11 protein-coding genes are annotated in these 16,008 nt (G+C 70.3%); 5 read left to right on the forward strand and 6 right to left on the reverse strand.

The features are described from left to right. Positions 1-8: 8 nt before the first annotated feature. Positions 9-2,291, reverse strand: a complete 2,283-nt coding sequence (locus JOE59_RS08605) for a polyribonucleotide nucleotidyltransferase (RefSeq protein ID WP_204459841.1) — start codon at positions 2,289-2,291, stop codon at positions 9-11. A gap of 364 nt (positions 2,292-2,655) precedes the next feature. On the opposite strand from JOE59_RS08605, the gene JOE59_RS08610 reads away from it, so the two are divergent. Beyond that, the gene (locus tag JOE59_RS08610; protein WP_056658069.1) at positions 2,656-2,847 is read left to right on the forward strand and encodes a DUF5302 domain-containing protein; all 192 of its coding nucleotides are present in this window, start codon (positions 2,656-2,658) and stop codon (positions 2,845-2,847) included. Positions 2,848-2,854: 7 nt separating this feature from the next. Here JOE59_RS08610 and JOE59_RS08615 read toward each other — a convergent pair whose 3' ends face one another. Then, positions 2,855-4,888, reverse strand: coding sequence for a glycosyltransferase (locus tag JOE59_RS08615; protein ID WP_204459843.1), 2,034 nt, complete (start codon positions 4,886-4,888; stop codon positions 2,855-2,857). Between the two features lie 210 nt (positions 4,889-5,098). Between JOE59_RS08615 and JOE59_RS08620 the strand changes: the two genes are divergently transcribed. Together JOE59_RS08620 and JOE59_RS08625 are read left to right on the forward strand one after the other, a co-directional pair. Next, a complete protein-coding gene (locus tag JOE59_RS08620; RefSeq protein WP_204459845.1) occupies positions 5,099-5,305 on the forward strand; it encodes a dodecin family protein in 207 nt (68 codons plus the stop codon). Positions 5,306-5,522: 217 nt separating this feature from the next. After that, the gene (locus tag JOE59_RS08625; RefSeq protein WP_204459847.1) at positions 5,523-7,040 is read left to right on the forward strand and encodes an Ig-like domain-containing protein; all 1,518 of its coding nucleotides are present in this window, start codon (positions 5,523-5,525) and stop codon (positions 7,038-7,040) included. Positions 7,041-7,160: 120 nt separating this feature from the next. On the opposite strand, the gene JOE59_RS08630 is transcribed toward JOE59_RS08625, so the two are convergent. After that, on the reverse strand, positions 7,161-7,646 hold the full coding sequence (locus JOE59_RS08630) for a hypothetical protein (RefSeq protein WP_204459849.1): 486 nt from the start codon (positions 7,644-7,646) through the stop codon (positions 7,161-7,163). Positions 7,647-7,889: 243 nt separating this feature from the next. Between JOE59_RS08630 and JOE59_RS08635 the strand changes: the two genes are divergently transcribed. Together JOE59_RS08635 and JOE59_RS08640 are read left to right on the forward strand one after the other, a co-directional pair. Then, the gene (locus JOE59_RS08635; RefSeq protein WP_307837010.1) at positions 7,890-8,510 is read left to right on the forward strand and encodes a DedA family protein; all 621 of its coding nucleotides are present in this window, start codon (positions 7,890-7,892) and stop codon (positions 8,508-8,510) included. A gap of 64 nt (positions 8,511-8,574) precedes the next feature. Next, positions 8,575-12,504: a DUF3376 domain-containing protein gene (locus JOE59_RS08640; RefSeq protein WP_204459851.1), complete on the forward strand. Its 3,930-nt coding sequence runs from the start codon at positions 8,575-8,577 to the stop codon at positions 12,502-12,504. On the opposite strand, the gene JOE59_RS08645 is transcribed toward JOE59_RS08640, so the two are convergent. The 3 genes from JOE59_RS08645 to JOE59_RS08655 form a co-directional block, all read right to left on the reverse strand. Beyond that, a complete protein-coding gene (locus tag JOE59_RS08645; RefSeq protein ID WP_204459853.1) occupies positions 12,430-13,059 on the reverse strand; it encodes an FMN reductase in 630 nt (209 codons plus the stop codon). The genes JOE59_RS08640 and JOE59_RS08645 overlap by 75 nt on opposite strands. 2 nt (positions 13,060-13,061) lie before the next feature. After that, positions 13,062-14,207 carry an LLM class flavin-dependent oxidoreductase gene (locus JOE59_RS08650; protein WP_204459854.1) on the reverse strand — a complete coding sequence of 382 codons (1,146 nt, stop codon included), beginning with the start codon at positions 14,205-14,207 and terminating at the stop codon, positions 13,062-13,064. Between the two features lie 165 nt (positions 14,208-14,372). Next, the gene (locus JOE59_RS08655) at positions 14,373-15,965 is read right to left on the reverse strand and encodes a M28 family peptidase (RefSeq protein WP_204459855.1); all 1,593 of its coding nucleotides are present in this window, start codon (positions 15,963-15,965) and stop codon (positions 14,373-14,375) included. Positions 15,966-16,008 lie beyond the last annotated feature (43 nt).

Below are 16,008 nucleotides of genomic sequence, written 5' to 3' on the forward strand. Positions count from 1 at the left end.
ACTGCGACCTACGCGTCGGCGCCCTCTGCGGGCTCCTCGGCGTGCGTGCCGGCGGTCTCGCGACCCTCGGTGTCGGCCTCTTCAGCCAGCACGGGGGCGAGCGACAGCTTGCCGCGGTCGTCGATCTTCGTGATCTCGACGAGGATCTTCTGGCCGACGCCGAGCACGTCTTCGACGTTCTCGACGCGCTTGCCACCGGCGAGCTTGCGCACCTCGCTGATGTGCAGCAGGCCGTCCTTGCCCGGGAGCAGCGAGACGAACGCACCGAACGCGGCGATCTTGACGACGGTTCCGAGGAACTGCTCGCCGACCTCGGGGTTCGTCGGGTTCGCGATCGCGTTGACCTGGGCGCGGGCGGCCTCGGCCGAGGGGCCGTCGGTCGCGCCGATGTAGACGGTGCCGTCCTCCTCGATGGAGATGTCGGCGCCGGTCTCGTCCTGGATCGCGTTGATCGTCTTGCCCTTCGGGCCGATCAGCTCGCCGATCTTGTCGACGGGGATCTGCACCGAGATCACGCGGGGCGCGGTCGGGGCCATCTCGTCGGGGCCGTCGATGGCGGCGTTCAGCACGGCGAGGATCGTCGTGCGGGCGTCCTTCGCCTGCGTCAGCGCGCCGGCGAGCACCGAGGCGGGGATGCCGTCGAGCTTCGTGTCGAGCTGGATCGCGGTGACGAACTCCGACGTGCCGGCGACCTTGAAGTCCATGTCGCCGAGGGCGTCTTCGGCGCCGAGGATGTCGGTGAGCGCCGCGTAGCGGGTCTCACCGTTCACGGTGTCGGAGATGAGGCCCATCGCGATGCCGGCGACGGGTGCGCGCAGCGGCACGCCCGCGTTCAGGAGCGCGAGGGTCGAGGCGCAGACGGAGCCCATCGACGTCGAGCCGTTGGAGCCGAGCGCCTCGGACACCTGGCGGATCGCGTAGGGGAACTCCTCGCGCGTCGGCAGCACGGGCACGAGTGCGCGCTCGGCGAGTGCGCCGTGCCCGATCTCGCGACGCTTCGGCGACCCGACGCGACCGGTCTCACCGGTCGAGTAGGGCGGGAAGTTGTAGTTGTGCATGTAGCGCTTCTTGGTGACCGGGCTGAGCGAGTCGATCGACTGCTCGAGCTTCAGCATGTTCAGCGTCGTGACGCCGAGGATCTGGGTCTCACCGCGCTGGAAGATGGCCGAGCCGTGAACGCGGGGAACGACCTGCACCTCTGCGTCGAGCGGGCGGATGTCGGCGAGCCCGCGGCCGTCGATGCGCACGCCCTCTTCGAGGACGCGCGTCCGCATGACGTGCTTCGTGACCGACTTGTAGGCCGCGGAGACCTCGGCGTTGGCCGACTCGGGCAGTTCGCCCGCTTCGACCTTGGCCGCGACGTGCTCCTTGACGCGCGACTTGAGCGCGTCGTCGGCGTCCTGGCGCTCGACCTTGCCGGCGATCTTGTAGACGTCCTTGAGGTCGGCGCTCGCGAATGCCTCGACCGCTGCCTTGACCTCGGCCTGGTACGGCGGGAACGTCGGGTAGTCGGCGGTGGGCTTCGCGGCGGTCTTCGCGACCGACTGCTGCGCCTCGACGAGCTGCTTGATGAAGGGCTTCGAGGCCTCGATGCCCTGCGCGATGACGGCCTCGTCGGGCTTGACGCCACCGGCCTGGATGAGGTTCCAGGCGTTGTCGGTCGCCTCGGCCTCGATCATCATGATCGCGACGTCCTGCGAGCCGTCGGCCTCGGTGACCACGCGACCGGCGACGACCATGCTGAACACGGCCTCTTCGATCTGCGAGTACTTCGGGAACGCGACCCACTGGCCGTCGATGAGGGCGACACGGACGCCGCCGACCGGGCCCGAGAACGGGAGGCCGGAGAGCTGCGTCGAGAGCGACGCGGCGTTGATGGCGAGCACGTCGTAGAACTCGTCGGGCTCGATCGCGAGCACGGTGACGACGACCTGCACCTCGTTGCGGAGGCCCTCGACGAACGAGGGGCGCAGGGGGCGGTCGATCAGGCGGCAGGTGAGGATCGCCTCGGTCGAGGGGCGGCCCTCGCGACGGAAGAACGAGCCCGGGATGCGGCCGGCTGCGTACATGCGCTCTTCGACGTCGATCGTGAGCGGGAAGAAGTCGAAGTGCTCCTTCGGCTGCTTGGAGACCGAGGTCGCCGAGAGCAGCATGGTCTCTTCGTCGATGTAGGCGACGGCGGAGCCCTGCGACTGCTGGGCGAGACGTCCGGTCTCGAAGCGGATGGTGCGGGTGCCGAACTTGCCATTGTCGATGACCGTTTCGGCGAACGTGATTTCAGGACCTTCCAAGAGGTCGTCTCCTTTGTTTACCGTCGCACCCCGTGTGGGCGCGACTCATCCAGAGGAGCAGGAACAGGCAATACGAATCGCGTCGGTCGACGCGTTCACGCTGGCCACCAGTAGAAGTCCACCGCTCGGATCTCGATGCACGACTTCGTCGCACTCGATCAACGATCGGTAATCCACCACAGGGGACCAGCTTCCTGCCGGCCTGCTCCAACCGATCGCCCGCGCGAAAAGCACGGGCAACCTCCCCCAATGCTAGCAGAGCGACCGTTTTCGGCCGGTGAACAGCGGATGTCGCGTGGCGCGGGCCCGCTCGGCGCCGTCCCGGCGTGCGCGGGCACGAGGCATCCGTGCCAGACTCGAACGCATGAGTTCCGACGAGCAGACCAACCAGGGCCCGTCCGACGAGGCGAAGCGCAAGTTCCGCGAAGCCCTCGATCGCAAGAACAACGCGGCGAAGAAGCGCTCTGGCGAAGCCCACCTCGATGGTGGCGGCGCTGCACAGCACACGCAGGGTCCGGCCGACCACAAGCGCGAGTTCCGCCGCAAGAGCGGCTGATCCGGCGTCACTGCCCCCGCACGACCTGCTGCGCGGCGACCGGCGGTGTCCGTGGGATTCGATCCGTCGCCGGCACGATGACGGGCTGCAGTTGCGCGCGCTTCGGCACCCGGCCGTCGCCTGCTGCGCGACCGGCGAGCCGCCGCCTGACCCACGGCACCGCGTGCTGGAGGAGCCATTCGGCGTCGCCGACCGCGGTGCGGGCGAACTCCTCCTCCTGGTCGTGCACGGCATGCTCGAGTTCGCCGAGCGCGGTCGCGTCCCGCATGCCGAGCACGCGCGCCGCGGCGTACGCGATGCCGCGATGCCCGGCGGCGTTGAGGTGCACGCGATCCTCAGCCCACCGCTCGTCGTCGACGAGTTCGGGGTGGGCGTCGACGTCGAGGAGCATCGACCCGCTGGCATCGGCGAGTTCGCGCAGCCGCGCGTTGTAGGCCCGGAAGCGACGGCGGTAGAACCGCGTCACCGGCCGGCGCGGCAGGAACGGCGTCACGAGCAGCACGTCGCACCCGGTCGAGCGCAGCCGCGAGACGGCCGCGCCGAGGTCGCGAGCGAGCGCCTCCGGATCGACTCGGCGGCCCACGAGGTCGTTTGCCCCGATGAGCACCGAGACGAGGTCGGCGCCGAGCTCGGCAGCCTCCGGCAGTTGCACGTCGATCGCGTCGCGCACCTTGCGGCTGCGCACGGCGAGATTCGCGTAGGCGACCGGTTCGACCGCCGAGCTCGTTGCGGCGATGAGCATCGCCAGGCGGTCGGCCCAGCCGCGGTACTCCCCTGCGGGCACGCGCGAGGTGTCGCAGAGGCCCTCGGTCAGCGAGTCCCCGACGGCCACGTAGCGACGCCAGCGACGCGGGGCCGCCGCGGGCGGTGCGGATGCCGCGGGGCCTGCGTCTCGAGCGAACGGCGACGGCGCGGCATCCGGCGCCGCGACCTCCGCCCGCCCCATCGCCGCCTCGTAGTGGCCGATGAGCTCGTCGCCGAGGCGATCCCACCCGCGGCCGGCGACGGAGGCGCGTGCGCGTTCGCCGAACGCCCGGCGCTTGGCGTCGTCGCCGGTGAGGTCGCGCACGCGATCACGCAGTTCGCCCAGGTCGCCCGGGCGGTAGAGCCATCCGTTCGCGCTGTTCTGCACGAGGTCGAGCGGGCCGCCGCGCCCGGTCGCCACGACCGGCACGCCGCTCGCCATCGCCTCCTGCACGGTCTGGCAGAACGTCTCGCTCTCTCCGGGGTGCACGAAGACATCGAGGCTCGCCATCGCCCGCGCGAGTTCGTCGCCGCCGAGGAACCCGGTGAATCGCGCCTCGGGCAGTAGGCGTTCGAGCTGCACCCGCGACGGCCCCTCGCCGATGACGACGAGCCGCACGCCCGGCAGTTCCGCCACCGCGCGGAGGTCCTCGACCTGCTTCTCGGGCGCGAGGCGGCCGACGTAGCCGACGAGCACCTCACCGCCCGGCGCCATCTCGCGGCGCCAAGCCTCGTCGCGTCGGCCGGGCGAGAACCGTTCGGTGTCGACGCCGCGACGCCAGAGCCGGAGGCGGTCGACGCCGAGCGACTCCAGCCGTTCGACCGCCGACGACGAGGGCGCGAGCGTCAGGGTCGCGCGCCGGTGCAGGCGCCCGAGGTGCCGGGTGAGCGCCGGCGCTGCGCCCGGTACCCCGTAGCGCTCGGCATACGAGGGGATGTCGGTCTGGTAGACCGCGATGCTCGGGATGCCGAGCGACTCGGCGGCGAGCACGCCGCGCCAGCCGAGCACGAACGGCGAGGCGAGGTGCACGACCTCGGCCTCGTGGGCGCGCATCACCTCGGCGAGGCGGTGCGCACCCGCGAGCGTCACGCGCACGTCGGGGTAGCTCGGCAGCGGCACCGACGGCAGCAGCACGGCTCGGGCTCCATAGAGCGTGTGATCGATCGGCCCCGAGCGCGGGGCGATGACGAGGGCCTCGTGCCCCCGGCGCTCGAGGTGGCGCAGCGCCTGCAGCAGCGAGTGCGTCACGCCGTTCATGTGCGGGAGGAACGATTCTGCGAGGAGGACGACCTTCACGACTCCAGCGTGAGGGGTGCTCGGGCGGACACCAGCCGGAAACCGCCCCGCGAACCGAGGATTCATCGACTGGTCGACTGCCGTTCGCCGCCGCGTCGACGGGAGGGCGCCGCGGGCGGGCCCGTGCGGCCCCGCGAGACCCTCGCTTTCCGCTCGCCCGAGGCGCAAGATGGGTCTCGTACGCACGCACATCATTCGAGGGGGAATGCAATGGCATCCGTCGCACGTGTCACCACCATCACCGTCCGTTCCGAGACGGGCTTCGACGACGCCGTCGCCTCAGGGGTCGCACGGGCGTCCGAGACCCTGCGCAATGTCACCGGGGCCTGGGTCAAGGAGCAGAAGGTCGAAGTGAGCGACGGCCGGGTCACCGGCTGGTCGGTCACCCTCGAGGTGACCTTCGTGCTCGACGACTGACCGCGAGGCACCTCTGCACCGGCGACCGCACCGGATGATCGACGGAGCGGCCGTTCGGCGCGCCCGAACGCTCGCGGTGCGTTCGACGCGGTGCCGTTCCTGAGAGTCCCGTGAGGATCGCTCGCCGCGCGTCATCGTTCCCTGCCACGACCGTCTCTTCGGGTGGAGGGCTGCACCCACAGCCCCTCCGCTTTCCACCCGAAGGAGCTGATCCACCGTGCACCCGAATGCGCACACCACCACCCGCCCGCCCAGAGGTTTCCGTGCGATCGCGGCATCCGTCGCCACTGCGCTCGCCTCGGTCGCGATGCTCGTCGCCATGCCGACCGCTGCGCACGCGGACGAACTCGACGCCATCACGAGCGTCTCGATCAATACCGATGCCCCGAACGGCCCGATCGGGGTCGGGCAGCGGTACACCGTCGATGCGACCTGGGCCGCGCCCGCCGGCGCGGTCGAAGGCGACACCTTCCGCCTCGACTTCCCGAGCCCCGTGCACGCCTACTCGGCGACCTTCGTGCTCCGCGATGCCTCTGGCGCGACGGTCGGCGACTGCGTCGTCACCGAGTCGAGCATCCTGTGCACCCTCGGCGACTATGTCGAGACGCATCACGACGTGCGCGGGACGCTCCACTTCTTCGCGCAGTCCACGGCGGCGACCGACGACGACTCGTACGTCTTCACCACCGCCAACGGCATCGAGATCCGAGTCCCGATCCCGGGCGGGGGAATCGTCGAGGGCGGCGAGCCCGGCACCGCGCCGACCTCGCCGCAGAAGTGGGGCTGGCTGAACGACGACGGCACCTCGATCACGTGGCAGGTCGTCGTTCCGTCGGACGTGCTCGCGGGCGACTCCCCCGTCGTGCTCGAGGACGTCTACGACGCCCGCATGGGCTTCGACCCCTCGGGCCTCACCGCCGGCTGGGTCCCCGCATCGAAGTGGGCGTCGTGGGAGTACCACGAGGTCGTCGCCGGCACCGGCCCCGAGACGTTCACGCTCGTCGACTCGCCCGCCACCCACTCCTTCGAGTTGACCTTCAATGAGCCCGTGACCTCGGAGGATCGCGTGTACGTGCTGCAGTACCGCACGACGCTGCCCGCGGACGCGCGCGAGGGCGATCTCTTCGGCAACACCATCACAGCCTCCGGCGAGGCGTTCACCACGTGGCCGGTCGAGTTCGTGACGGCAGGCGGTGAGGGCGGCGGCACCGGCAATGTCGGCGGATTCGCCGTGGCAAAGACGCTCTCGGGCGATGGGGCCTCCGTCGTGCCCGACGGCACCGTCTACACGGTGACCTACTCGTACCTGCGAGACGGCGCCCCCGTCACGGGTTCACTCGCCCTCTCGCCCGGCACGCCGCTCGGGGTCGGCGGCCTGCCGACCGGCACCGTCGTGACCCTGACCGAGGCGGCTCCCGAGGCGATCAGCGGAGTGGTCTACGGCATGCCCCGATTCTCGGGCGACGGCGTCATGTCGGATGAGAGTACGGCGACCCTCGTGATCGGCGATCGAACGACCGTCGACGTGACCCTCGACAACCCGGTCGCCCTCGTGCCGCCGACGCCGTCCACTCCGCCGACCCCGCCGGCCGCCACGCCCGCGCCTCCGGCGCCTGACACCTCGTTGGCCTCCACAGGAGTCGAATCAGGTTGGCCGATCGCCGGGGCGATCCTTCTCGTGCTCCTCGGCGGGGCAGCACTTCTCGCGACCCGCCGCCGCGCGCACTCCGGGTGACGCCGTTCGCACCGCATGGCGGATCCTCCCCGGCGGTGCGAACCGTCGTCTCCCGGACGGCGCAGTCCGTACGCGACGAGAAGCGGGAAGGGCGAGCCCTCCCGCTTCTCGTGTTTCGATCTAGAAGGTGAACGTACCGGGGATCGCGAGGAACGCCCCGCTGTCCTCATCGGAGATCGAGACGTTCGACCACATTCCCGAGACGAGGGTCGACGTCTGTCCGCCCGGGCATGAGAGCACCTCGGCTGCCGCCGGCGCGCTGAGCGTGAGCGACCCCATGACGTTGCCGTTCTTGCCCGCGGTGAACTCTCCGCTCTCGGAGACATCGGTGCTGATCGTCGTCTTCTTCGGATCCGAAGGCACGTGGCCCCCGTTGTTGACGCACGAATAGGTCGCGTCGAGCTGCGCGGTGGCCGTGATGGTCTCCGTGGCGCCAGCCGGGAGGCCCGCTTCCTTGAACTGGACGACCAGCGAGGTCCCCGAGAGCGAGGCGCCCGTGGCGTTCTTGATGAAATGCGGGCTGCCGGCGGCCGATGCGGCTCCGGCACCGACGAGTACGAGTGCCGCCGTTGTTGCGAGCACGGCGAGTGTTCGGCGAATGGTCATGATCTGCTTCCCTTCGGGTGGGTGTGCGCGCGGCCGGATTGCGCAGACACCGGCCGTCACGCGGGTCGCCCCCCGATCGGTCCGCACGGACGATGTCTCACGTGACCGCGTCCTACCGACGACGGTACGCGGCCCTCGTCGCGACCGACATCCCCCAAAATGAGGTTGATTCACTTTTTAAGACCACCTGCGACGATGCGATGACGTCTCCTGCCGTTCACCTCGGGCGGCTAGAACGGGCGTGTGGATGACGCATGGCTCGCCTCGCTCGCCGCCTCGCCCTGGCTCCTGCCCATGCTCTTCGCGCTCGTGGTCGGCGATGCGTTCCTCGTCGTGCTGCCGAGCGAGACCCTCGTCGTCGCGCTCGGCGCGCTGGCGGCGACGACCGGATCCCCCGCGCTCTGGCAGGTCGTTCCCGTCGCCGCCGCCGGAGCGGTCGTCGGCGACGGGCTCTGCTACCTGATCGGCCGGCGCGTCGGCCTCGACCGGTGGCGTTGGCAGCGCGCGGATCGCATCGCCGCCGCGACCGAACGGATGCGAACCGCCGTGCACCGGAGGACCGCACTGCTCGTCTTCACCGCTCGCTACGTGCCGTTCGCCCGAATCGCGGTGAATCTCGCGGCCGGTGCCGGTCGCGTGCCGCTCCAGCGCTACCTCCCACTGTCGGCGGCGGCCGGCATCGCCTGGGCCTCGTACAACGTCGCGATCGGCGCGGTCGTCGGCAGCCTCCTGCGCGACTCACCGCTCGTCGCGATCGGCGTCTCCGTTCCGATCGCGATCACGCTCGGACTCGTCGTCGACCATGCGATCAGGGCGCTCGATGCTCGCCGGGTCCGGATCGGCGCCGATCGGGGCGAGCACTGATGCCGTCGCGGCATCCGTTCGCTAGCCTGTCGCCGACCGCCTCAGGTCTCCCGCAGGAGTCTCGATGCCCGAAACCGTGGAACCGCACGACTACGTGACACTCCACCTCGACGCCACCTCCCGGCGGGAGTACGGGGTGTTTCCGACACGGGAGGGCATCGACCCGGCACCGCCGTCGCACGACGCCGTCCACGGCGCCGATGCGGCCGACGCACCCGACGACCCGAATCCGCGGATCTTCCTTCCCCATGGAGCCCGGCCGTACGCCGCGCGCGGCCTCCGGGTCGCGCTCGCGATGAAGGGCGGGGTGAGCCTCGCCGTCTGGATCGGCGGCGCCATCGCCGAACTCGACATCCTCCGACGCATCCGGATCTTCAGCATGGCGAATGATCCGGACCCGAGGGCATTGCTCATCAGGCCGCGGCCGGAGCCTTCGGAACTCGAGGACGACACCGACGACGACGAGCACATGCTCGTGCGAGCCGACGCCTACGCGCGGCTTCTGCTCGCTCGGGGCTACGACCGCGTCGAGTACGACGTGCTCGCCGGAGCCAGTGCCGGCGGGCTCAACGGCGTGATGTACGCCGTCGCGCAGCGCGCCGGCGTGGGACTCGAGGGGATCCTCGGCACCTGGCTGACGACCGGATCCGCATGGGGTCTGCTGCAGACCGGCAAGCCGGCGGCATTCGACTCCGTCTTCCGCGGCGACGAGTACTTCTGGTCGGAGCTCGAGCGGGCCCTGCGGAGCATCGCGACGGGTCGGGTCGGCACCGCCTCGGCACCGCATCCGGCGCTCGCCGCGCCTCACGTCGTCGTCGACCTCTCGGCGACGCTCATCGACGCCAAGGACACGAGCGAGCGCAACGCGGCCGAGGGGCACGCGCACTTCCGCTTCGTCGGTTCCGACGGCGACTCCGTGCCCGACCGCGGCATCCCCGGTCGGGACGACGACGAGGCGGCTCGTGGTCCCGCCCTCGCCCGGCTCGCCTACGCCGCCCGCGCGACCTCCTCGTTCCCCGGGGCCTTCGAACCGGCGCTCATCTACTCCGGCGACGAGGCGTTCGACACCTCCGAGCCCGCGAGCCCGCCCGACATGCGCACCGTGTTCAGCGCCCACCGCGAAGACGGCCGTTCGCATCCGTTCCGCGTCGTCGACGGCGGGGTGCTCGACAACATCCCGATCGATCGGGCGCTGCGGGCGATCCGGAACATCCCGGCGAACGAGCACGTGAACCGGGCGCTCGTGTACCTCGATCCCTCCCCGAAGGAGAGCTCGCGGTGGTTGATCCGGGCGACCGCCTACGAGGGTCCGGCACCGGAACTGCCGCCCGACCCCGCCACCACGCGCACCGACCCGCTCTCCCGGTTCCTGTTCCCGATCCTCACCGCGGTCCGCAAACGCGCATCGGGCGAGTCCGGCGAAGACGAGATCGACGCGGTGTACGAGGCGCGCACGGCGGCCCTCGTCCGCAAGGGACGCGACGAGATGCTCGCCGTCCGGCTCGATGCCCGCACCTCCGCGGAAGAGGCGTCGATGCCGCCGGCGCAGCGCTCGATCGCGGCGTTCGCCCGCCTGCGCTCGACGACCGATGCCGAGTTCCTGCGGATGGTCTTCAGTCGCCCCGGCGAGTGGGCGCTCGGCACGAATCTGGCGCGCCGCCCGGTACGACGCGCCCTCGACCGCACGAGCATCGGCCGATTCGAGAAGGAGCTCCGCGACATCCTCGACCGGTTCAGCAGGGACGAGCTCGACGACGGGCTGCCGGCCGACGCCGTGTCGACGGGATGGCAGACGCTCGTCGATGCCGCGTACTGCGCGCTGACCTGGGTGCGCGCGCTCGAGGACCAGGCCTTCCGCTCGGTCTCGCTGCATGCGTTCGACCGTGCACTCACCGAGGTGGACGCCACGGCTGACGTCTCGCGGGCGGCGCTCCGGGAGGGCCTGTACGCGGTGATGAGCGAGGCGCGCGACCGCCGCGACGCCGCGGTGGAGCGCACACTCGACGCCGTCGACGCGATCCCGTCGATCGAATCGCCGCTCTCCGACGAACGGGTCCGCCGCCTCGCCCTCGTGTGGCTGACCTCGAACGCCGACGGCCCGGCCGATCGCGCGCGACTCTGGTCGGCACTCGACGGCATCGTCGGCTGGCTCCAGCACGCGAGCGCCGCCCTCGGTGCGCTCGAGGGTCAGGAACGCTGGGTCGAGAGCCCCTGGCACCGGATGCCTCCGGCCGGGCGGCCGCTGCCGTCGGCAGACCTGCCCCTGATCTTCGCGGGCAGCGGCATGCCGACCGCGACGTCGACGGTGCGATTCCACCGGATCGGCTCGGACACCCAGCCCGCATCGGTCGAGGGGTTCCGCACCCTGCTCGACGCGCAGTTGCTCGAGGGCTACCGCGCCGCTCTCGGCAAGCCCGTCGGCGAACTGAACCACGAGACCGTCTCTCGGCTCCTCGACGACCGCGAGCTGCGATCATCGTCGAAACTCGCGGGGCTCCGAATCGCCAACTTCGCCGGTTTCCTGAGCGCGGCGTGGCGTCGGAACGACTGGTGGTGGGGGCGGCTGGACGCGGCTGCGGGGGTCATCGAGCTGCTCGAGTCGATGGAGCCCGCGCCGCCCGTCGTCTGGACGGCGCCCGCGAACAGCGACCCGGCGTCGACGTCGACGTCGACGTCGACGAGCGAGCTCGGCGCCGTGCACGATGCTCTGCTCCGCGAGATGAACGCGAGCGACGAGTTCCCGTATGCCGATCGCGTCGCCCCCGACGATCCCGATGCCATTCGCGCCACGATGGTCCGCGGCACGCAGGATCTCGAGTCCCTCCGCTCGGGGTATCGCGTGGCGCTCGCATCGCGTGCCGCCCGGAACGCTTCGGCCGCCCTCGTTCGCGGCAGCGCAGCCCTCTCACCGGTGCGGATCTCGCAGTGGCTCCTCAGGCCGCTGCTCGTCGTCGTTCCGGCCCTGCTCTCACCGCCCCGTCTCATCCTCGCCCTGCTCATCGTCGCGTGCGGGCTCATGCTCGCGGTCCGCGAGATGACGGGTGAACTCGGCGAGTCGGCCGGACTGCGCCCCGGTGTCGGCGTCGCGTCCATCGCCACCGCCGTCGCTGCCGCGTTCGTCGTGGTGCGACTCGGGTCGGCGTTCGGGGCCCGCCGACGACGGCGGCGGGCGATCGCGAACCACACGGTTGCCGACTCCCGGGCGCGGAGGGTGATCGCCGCTGCCGAACGGCGCGCCCGCACCTCGCGTGTCGTCCTCGTCGTGCTCTCCGCGCTGCTCATCGGCGTGTTCTTCGCGGCATCGCTCCAGTTCGGTCTTTGGACGCTCCCGTTCTGGGTGGCGCTCCTCGGACTCCTGGGCGTCACCGAGGTCGCGAACCGGCAACTGCAGACCGTCGCCGCCGCGCATCGCGCCCGACCGGGGAGGTGGATCGCGCTCACCGGTTTCGCCGTGCTCGCGATCGTGGTGACGGCGATGCTGCCCCCGATGCTCGACTCGCTCTCCGCCGGCCTCTCACCGGTCGTCGGCCAGATGGCATGGCGCGCGATCGCGGCCTCGATCGTCGTGGCCGCGCTCTCGGCGACGCTGCTCGCGCAGGCGCTGCGACCGCAACGACTGCTCCTCGTGACCCTCGCGGCGGTCGTCGCCACTGCGGTCACGGTGACGACCACGACGTGGCTCGCGTCGCTCGACGACCGGATCGTGCCGGTCGACGAGGCGAACCTCGTGGCGATCGACGCCGGCATCAGCACGGCTCAGGCGTGGGCGGCCGTCATGGTTACCGCCTGGGTCGCCGGCACCGTGCTGTGGTGGGCGCCGTGGTTCCGCGGCGCCGGCACGGCCGAGTCCGTGATGCCCGATGACGGCGTGCACGACCTCGACCCGGGGTCGCTCGTTCCGGCGACCCCGGCGACGACCTCACTCGCCGGTGAGACCCCCGATGAGGTGTCCGAAGGGCCGGTCGAGCGCGAAGGGGTCCCTGACGCTCGCTGAACGGTCGCTCGCTGCGACGAGTGCGGCGAGCTCGCCGGAGGCCCGGTCGATGCGCGCCGGCAGCGTCTTCACGCTGTCGGCCGATTCGCCCCAGTCTCCCGTCGCCGCGAACACGCCGGTCGGCGCGACGATCGCGTGCAGATAGGTGAACATGGGCCGCAGCGCGTAGTCGAGCGCGAGCGAGTGCCTCGGCGTGCCGGCCGTGGCCCCGATCACGACGGGCAGCTCGGCGAGCGCGGCGCTGTCGATCACGTCGAAGAAGGACTTGAAGAGTCCCGAGTAGCTCGTCGTGAAGATCGGCGTGACGGCGATGAGCCCATCGGCGCCGGTCACGGCCTCGATGACCGCCTCGAGCTTCGGGCTCGGAAAGCCCGTGAGCATGTGGTTCATGATGTCGGTCGCGACATCCCGGAGCTCGAAGGTCTCGACGGTCGTGTCGATGCCCTGCTCGGTGAGCTTCGCGACCGTGGCGTCGCTGAGCTTGTCGGCGAGCATGCGCGTCGACGAGGGCTGACTGAGGCCCGCCGAGACGACGGCGAGAGTGCGGGTGGTCATGGTCAGGCTCCCTTCACGGCTGCGGCGCCGAACGCGGCGCCCTTCGGTGCGACGCTCGTGCCGCCGGCCTTCGCCGCGTTGCGTGCGGCGACGAGCGAGTCGTGCGTCGGGGCATCCGGCACCGTCTCGGGGCGGTTCATCGCGAACTCCTTGCGCAGCACCGGCACGACCTCCGAGCCGAGCAGGTCGAGCTGCTCGAGCACGGTCTTCAGCGGCAGGCCGGCGTGGTCCATCAGGAAGAGCTGACGCTGGTAGTCGCCGACGTAGTCGCGGAAGCCGAGCGTCTTGTCGATGACCTCCTGCGGGCTGCCGACCGTGAGCGGGGTCTGCGAGGTGAACTCCTCGAGGCTCGGGCCGTGGCCGTACACGGGCGCGTTGTCGAAGTAGGGGCGGAACTCGCGCACCGCGTCCTGCGAGTTCTTTCGCATGAAGACCTGGCCGCCGAGTCCGACGATCGCCTGCGCGGCGGTGCCGTGCTCGTAGTGCTCGAACCGCTGGCGGTAGAGAGTGACCATGCGCTGCGTGTGCGAGGCGGGCCAGAAGATGTGGTTCGCGAAGAAGCCGTCGCCGTAGTACGCGGCCTGCTCGGCGATCTCGGGGCTGCGGATCGAGCCGTGCCAGACGAACGGGGGCACGTCGTCGAGCGGGCGCGGGGTCGACTGGAAGCCCTGCAGCGGCGTGCGGAACTGGCCCTCCCAATCGACGAAGTCCTCGCGCCACAGGCGGTGCAGCAGGTTGTAGTTCTCGAGGGCGAGGTTGATGCCCTGGCGGATGTCCTTGCCGAACCACGGGTAGACGGGGCCGGTGTTTCCGCGACCGAGCATGAGGTCGACACGGCCGTCGGCCACGTGCTGGAGCATCGCGAAGTCCTCGGCGATCTTCACGGGATCGTTCGTCGTGATGAGCGTCGTCGAGGTCGTGAGCTGGATCTTCGAGGTCTTCGCGGCGATGTAGGCGAGCGTCGTGGTCGGCGAGGAGGAGAAGAAGGGCGGGTTGTGGTGCTCGCCGAGCGCGAAGACGTCGAGGCCGACCTCTTCGGCGTGCTGGGCGATCGTCAGCACATCGGTGATGCGCTCGTGCTCGCTCGGCGTGCGTCCCGTCGTCGGGTCCTGAGTGATGTCGCTGACGGTGAAGATTCCGAACTGCATGGTTGCCCTCCTGGGCTCTTCCTCGTGGGAGATTTCCGCGTTGCATGCTTTTGCATACATCTCCGACAACGGATGCCCCACGCCCACTATTCCCGATCGACCGCGATCGCGCGCACGCGAAGGGCGGGGGTGCCCTCGGCACCCCCGCCCCGGATCTCCTCGGACTCAGTCGTCTGAGGAGTGCTGGTGCCCGCCGTCGCTGCCGACGGTGCCCTCGGGACCGGCAGGAACCGGGAGGCTGAGCCCGCCCGGCACGTTCTTGCCGACCACGCCGTTGACCGACTCGGTCGAGTAGGCGTAGGCCAGCACGGCGAACGCGATCGCATCGACGTTCACGTCGAGTGCGTACTCGTCGATGTTCTCGAGGTCGTCGCACGCCTGGTGGTAGCACTGGTCGAGCATCTCGTCCACCTCGCCGCCCCAGATCGCCTGCTGCTCGGCGGTCTTGATCGCATCGGCGCCGGTGAAGAGTCCGCCTGCGGCGATGCCGTTGAGGATGAACGCCTCATAGTCGCTGCGACCGCTGAACTCCGCGTCGTCATACGGCACGCCGGCACCCGTGAAGTAGCTCTCGAACAGCTTCTCGATCTGCACCGAACCTTCGGGAACCGTCACCGGCGCCTCGAAGCCCGACTCGTCGCCGTCGTAGATCATGAACATGTAGTTCGGCGAGGAGACCATGTCGAAGTTCAGGTACAGCGCGATCTCGTCCTTCTGGGCCTGCGAGAGGCCGGCGACATACGCGGCCGAACCGAGCAGGCCGTCCTCCTCCGCACCCCACCAGGCGAGGCGCACGGTGTTCTGCGGCTTGACCTTCGACATCTGCTGGGCGATCTCGAGCAGTGCGGCCGAACCGCTGCCGTTGTCGTTGATGCCCGGGCCCTCGCGCACCGAATCGAGGTGAGCGCCGGCCATCACGACGTTGCCGTCGTTCGTGCCGGGCAGTTCGGCGATGACGTTCTTCTGGGGGCGCGGGTCGGGCGCGGGCACGAAGATGTGCGCCGAGGAGTCGGGCTCGGCAAGGGCGACACCCTGCGCGAAGCTCGCTCCGACGACCGGAATGCCGTGCGAGACCGTCGAGCCGTCGGACCGTGACGAGGCGTCCGCGACGACGAGTCCCTCACGGTCGGGCGTGTTGCCCTGGTTGAAGATGATGACGCCCACAGCGCCCGCCTGCTCGGCGAAGAACGCCTTGTCGCCGAAGTTGCAGCTGCCGCGCTGCACGAGCGCGATCGACCCTTCGGGGAACCCGGCGAAGTCGGCCGCCTCGCAGCCGCTCGTCGACGCCCGCGGCGGCGTGAGATTGATGTCGACCGGAACCACCGCGGCGGTGACGTCGCCGTCGCCGCTGCCGGTGAACGCGCCGGTCGGGTAGTCGGCCTCGACGGGGGTGAGCTGCGTGAGCGTCGAATCCCCGATGAAGTCGTAGTCGAACGTCTCGATCGAGACGTTCCATCCGGCGTCCTCGAGCGTCTCGACGACGTAGTCGACGCTGGCCTCGTAACCCGGAAGTCCTGCGGCTCGGTTGCCGTCGTTCTCGTCGGCGATCGACTGCAACGCCTCGAGGTGCTCCATCGTGCCGTCGGATCCGACGCACTCGAGCAGCTTCTGCACGGTGTTGTTGGTTCGAGCGTCGCAGCTCTTCGCAGCTGGTGCCGCGAAGGCGGCGCTCGTGGGCACGAGCGCCAGTCCGGCGATCGCCGCGGTCGCGATCACCGCCGTCTTGGCGCGCTTGGAAAGTGTTGCAGATGGGTACATCGTCTCCCCTTCCATTCCGGTTCGTCTCCATTGACCCCCGGTC

It is taken from the genome of Agromyces cerinus, assembly GCF_016907835.1.
Lineage (GTDB): Bacteria > Actinomycetota > Actinomycetes > Actinomycetales > Microbacteriaceae > Agromyces > Agromyces nitratus.

Bases quoted from the DNA above. Each gene is read 5' to 3' on its own strand.
- JOE59_RS08610 (WP_056658069.1), top strand. From the start codon at position 2,656: ATGAGTTCCGACGAGCAGACCAACCAGGGCCCGTCCGACGAGGCGAAG.
- JOE59_RS08620 (WP_204459845.1), top strand. From the start codon at position 5,099: ATGGCATCCGTCGCACGTGTCACCACCATCACCGTCCGTTCCGAGACG.
- JOE59_RS08630 (WP_204459849.1), bottom strand. From the start codon at position 7,646: ATGACCATTCGCCGAACACTCGCCGTGCTCGCAACAACGGCGGCACTC.
- JOE59_RS08640 (WP_204459851.1), top strand. From the start codon at position 8,575: ATGCCCGAAACCGTGGAACCGCACGACTACGTGACACTCCACCTCGAC.
- JOE59_RS08645 (WP_204459853.1), bottom strand. From the start codon at position 13,059: ATGACCACCCGCACTCTCGCCGTCGTCTCGGCGGGCCTCAGTCAGCCC.
- JOE59_RS08650 (WP_204459854.1), bottom strand. From the start codon at position 14,207: ATGCAGTTCGGAATCTTCACCGTCAGCGACATCACTCAGGACCCGACG.
- JOE59_RS08655 (WP_204459855.1), bottom strand. From the start codon at position 15,965: ATGTACCCATCTGCAACACTTTCCAAGCGCGCCAAGACGGCGGTGATC.